Origin of the sequence: Streptomyces katrae (assembly GCF_000966975.1) — a bacterium.
In the GTDB taxonomy this organism is placed as follows: Bacteria; Actinomycetota; Actinomycetes; order Streptomycetales; family Streptomycetaceae; genus Streptomyces; species Streptomyces katrae.
The window spans coordinates 1-3,630 of the sequence record NZ_JZWV01001139.1; the positions used below are offsets into that span (position 1 = coordinate 1).

The 3,630-nt window shown below is 70.2% G+C and carries 4 protein-coding genes and 1 pseudogene; 3 read left to right on the forward strand and 2 right to left on the reverse strand.

Going from position 1 to position 3,630, the window contains the following annotated elements; genetic code table 11:
* Positions 1–247, forward strand: a pseudogene (locus tag VR44_RS33750) (hypothetical protein); the annotation flags it as partial.
* 362 nt (positions 248–609) lie between these two features.
* Here the strand turns inward: VR44_RS33750 and VR44_RS33755 are convergent.
* Positions 610–1,035, reverse strand: coding sequence for a winged helix-turn-helix transcriptional regulator (locus VR44_RS33755; protein WP_045951452.1), 426 nt, complete (start codon positions 1,033–1,035; stop codon positions 610–612).
* Between the two features lie 35 nt (positions 1,036–1,070).
* Between VR44_RS33755 and VR44_RS33760 the strand changes: the two genes are divergently transcribed.
* Positions 1,071–1,814, forward strand: coding sequence for an NADPH-dependent F420 reductase (locus VR44_RS33760; RefSeq protein ID WP_342669421.1), 744 nt, complete (start codon positions 1,071–1,073; stop codon positions 1,812–1,814).
* A 525-nt stretch (positions 1,815–2,339) separates the two neighbouring features.
* Here the strand turns inward: VR44_RS33760 and VR44_RS41650 are convergent.
* The gene (locus VR44_RS41650) at positions 2,340–3,044 is read right to left on the reverse strand and encodes an RNA polymerase sigma factor (protein WP_094192086.1); all 705 of its coding nucleotides are present in this window, start codon (positions 3,042–3,044) and stop codon (positions 2,340–2,342) included.
* A 398-nt stretch (positions 3,045–3,442) separates the two neighbouring features.
* Here VR44_RS41650 and VR44_RS46600 point away from each other — a divergent pair.
* A partial coding sequence (locus tag VR44_RS46600; protein WP_211275177.1) for a hypothetical protein occupies positions 3,443–3,630 on the forward strand: 188 nt, incomplete at its 3' end.

Below are 3,630 nucleotides of genomic sequence, written 5' to 3' on the forward strand. Positions count from 1 at the left end.
GACGATCACGCTCCTGCTGGACCAGCTGGAGGCGGAGATCGGCAAACTCGCCACCTCCTCGCCCCTGGCCGCGGTCCGGGCGGTCCGCCGGATCGAGACCACCGCCGCAGAGGCCGGCAGTTGGGCTGCCCGCGCGGTCCAGGCCGACGCCACCCCGGAACAGGCGGCGGTCGCCCTCGGGCTGACCGAAGCAGCGGTCCGCCGCGAGCTCGCCCGCCTGGGACGCTGGAGTCTCTACCAGGCCTGACGGCGTCGTTTCCGACGGCGTGAACCCAGTGGCCTGGTGCCAAGGCCACGGCAAGGACGTCAGCCCGGTGATGGACTGGCATCCCGGCGGGGCCGCGCTGCCTGGTCCGGGACGGTCGACGGGCGGGGAAGCTGGCGGTACCGGCCGCGACCATGTTCCACATGGCGGCGGTAGCAGCAGTTCACCCTGCGGCGGCAGGCTGGCTACGTAGGCCACATGCAGGAGCGGTTGTTGCCGGAATCTGGGAACGGCCGTGGGAGGCTGCTGGGGGAAATGTCGGCGGGAAACAGGAACGGAGCCTGCGGGTGGCGCGCGCCCGCAGCGGCAGCGCCGACCAACTCCTGGGCAGCGGAACGTCCTGGCTAGCTCCTGTCCAGGCGATCTTCCCGAAGTTCGAAGCGAGCTTGGGCCGCCAGGACGGCTTCCGTGTAGCGTCCCGCCCACGCGCCCATCGCATGGATCGGGCCCAGCAGCGCGAGGCCGGCCTCGGTGAGTGAGTAATCGACGCGCGGCGGGGCCTCGGCGTACGCGTGGCGTGCGACCAGGCCGTTGTACTCAAGCCGGCGCAGGGCTTCGTTGAGGACTTTGGGGCTGATCCCGCCGATGCGGGTGATCAGCGCGCGCGGTCTCATGGGACCGCTCTCGCCGAGGACGTACACGATGACGCTGTCCCAGCGGTTCGACAGGACTTCGAAGGCCACCCTCGCCTGGCAGTCCGCAGCGTACTCGCCGCCGCCCAGGTCCCCGCTCAGGCCTTGTCCGTCTTCCTCTACCGCCGCGTCGCTCATGCGACCATCCTGCCCGGCCCGATGCACACCATGTGGTGTGCATCGGCGCACCTAGCGTCCTGTCCGTCACACCTCACACATCTTGCGACACGGACGACAGGAGCAAACACATGCGTATCGGCATTCTCGGTACAGGGGCGATGGCCACGGCCCTCGGCACAGCCTGGGTACGCGCCGGCCATGACGTCCGGGTGGGCGGTCGGGACCCCGAAGCGGCCGCCCGCACCGCCCTTCTCACCGCCCTTCTCACCGGCGCCTCCCAACACGGCACCCTCGCCGCTGCCGCGGCTCACGGCGACGTGGCACTCCTCGCCGTACCGGCGGACGCGGCCCCGCACTTGGCCAGGGAACTGGCCCCTGCCCTCGTCGGCCGGACGGTGATCGACTGCACCGTTCCCATGGCACCGGGCGCGGATGGGCCGGCCCTGACCACGGGCGGCGCCACATCCGTCGCCCGGCTCATCGCGGACGCCGCCCCCGGCGCCCATGTGGTGAAGGCGTTCGGGGTGTGCCACGAGAGCATCTGGACCTTGGACCGGCCGGCCTTCGAAGGAGCCGCACTGGCGGTCCCGTTCTGCACCGACCGGCCGACCGCCGCCACGGCTGTGGCGGAGATCATCACCTCCGTGGGCTGCACGCCTCTGCCCTGCGGCGGGCTCGATCGCGCTGCCCTGCTGGAGGCCACCGCCGTCTTCGCCATCGGTGTCTGGTGGTCGGGCGCCGAGGCCCGCTTCGCTTTCCCCGCACCGGCACTGGCCCCGGGGGCAGTCGACGACTAGCCAGCACCTGTCCGGCCTACCTCGCGCGGCGCTGGGGTCAAGTCGGTCCTGTCGAGTCGTTGCGGTTCGCACGTGAGCACAACCGCGGTTCGGAAGCAAGCACCGATGCGTTCTCGGAATTCGACGACATCACATTCTGAATGAGGCGACTGTTCCTGCTGCCGAACAACGAACGGCAACGTGGAGGCCTCCAAAGTCGGGGCGCCCAGCAAGTCCCAGCTCGTAGCGTTCCTGGGCGCCCACCTCTGATCCGAGGTCTTCCGCGCCCGTCACCGGGCCAGGAGGGCGTCCGGACGCAAGCTCCGTCCAGTCACCCTCGCACTACGGCTGATCTAACACTTGCCCTCTCAACCGACCGACCGGATCACCCCTCGGCGTGTGGCTCCAGCTACCGGATCCGGGGAGCCAGGGCAGATGGCCGGCTGAGGGCAGAGACGGGCCAGCGCGCCGCGGAACGCCGGTCCCGGGCCGAGAGGACGTCGTGTCACACCTTGTCCAACCACCCTCGGACCTTCCGGTGACCGGTCACAGGTGGCGCATGATCTCCTCCAGGATCATGATGGCCGGCCCGGCGTAGCGGATGACGAACTTCGCGGCAGCCAGCCAGCGACTGTTCCTGAGCTTGGCGAGGCCGCGCCCCGCGCTGGTGGTAACGGTGCCCTTGCTTACCCCGTGCCGGTGGGCCGTCTCCTCCGCCGAGTGGCCGTGCATCTTGTGGTCGACCAGGTAGGTGCGTTCCTTCTCGGGGAGCTCGGCGAGCGCCCTCTTGATGTCGATAACCTCCTCCACCGAGACCTCGCCCTCTGGTGCTGGGGCGTCGGGCAGCTCGCCGTCGTAGGAGACGTGCTCCTCGGTGTATTCCTTCGCCATCCCCCAGATGGCACGGCGGGCGATCGTGTACTGGACCCGCTCGGGGAAGCGCATCTTGTCCATGCCCTTCCAGACCTCCACGAAGGTCTCCTGAACGACGTCCTGCACAACCTGGTCGCCGAGGTGGCGGGCCCGGCGCCGGACGAAGGCCGTGATCCGGCGCTCCTGCAGGAGGTGGAACCGGGCGAACGTGGAGGTGACGCGCCAGCAGCTGCCGCACCAGCGCAGTGGGTCGGCGTGCGCGCCAGCAGGCGGGCGCGCGTCGGACTGCTCGGGTCCACAGGACAGGCAGGCGGGGTGGGACGGGGTCATCATGGCCTCCGCGGACAGTGCCGAACCGGGGATCGGTCGGTCGTTCACCCGGTACGTGTGCGGGAGCCCCGCGAACGGACGACAAAGTCGACCAAGATTTTTTTAAGGCCATCGCCCGTGCCCCTCGCGCCTGTTGAGCGACCATCATCCCGCAGAGGGCCCGCCCGGGCGCCGACGACCTCAATCGCCAAGATCCTCGGCTCCGGCACCCTCTACAACCACACCCCCGACCTGCAGGAACCCTGCTCCTCCTGCCGCATTCCCGGGCAGCTCACAACCGGCTGACCGCTCCCACTACTGGCCGTTCCGGTCCTCCCCGGAGGCCGTGCCGGGGCGGGCGACACCCAACCTGCTTCACGTGCGCTTGGTGATAGGTAGCGCGCCGATCCGGTGACAACCGTCGTGCCTTGCGCGGCTGAATCTCCACGTCAGTGGGCGCGCCGGTGGTGAGACCTATCGCGCTTCGGCACAACGACGCCTGCGAGGTCGCCCTCCTGGAGGTGGTGCGCCCGTCGGTGGCCTGTCGGGCCGTGCGCACGGCCCGGCCGGGGACCCGCTCCCCGCTCGCCGCCCTCGAACCCGTCGCACCGGGCGGTGACGCCTGTTCCTGGCGGGGGTGGCGCGCATTGCCGGG

Coding starts and splice junctions, on each gene's coding strand:
- VR44_RS33755 (WP_045951452.1), bottom strand. CDS start 1,035: ATGAGCGACGCGGCGGTAGAGGAAGACGGACAAGGCCTGAGCGGGGAC.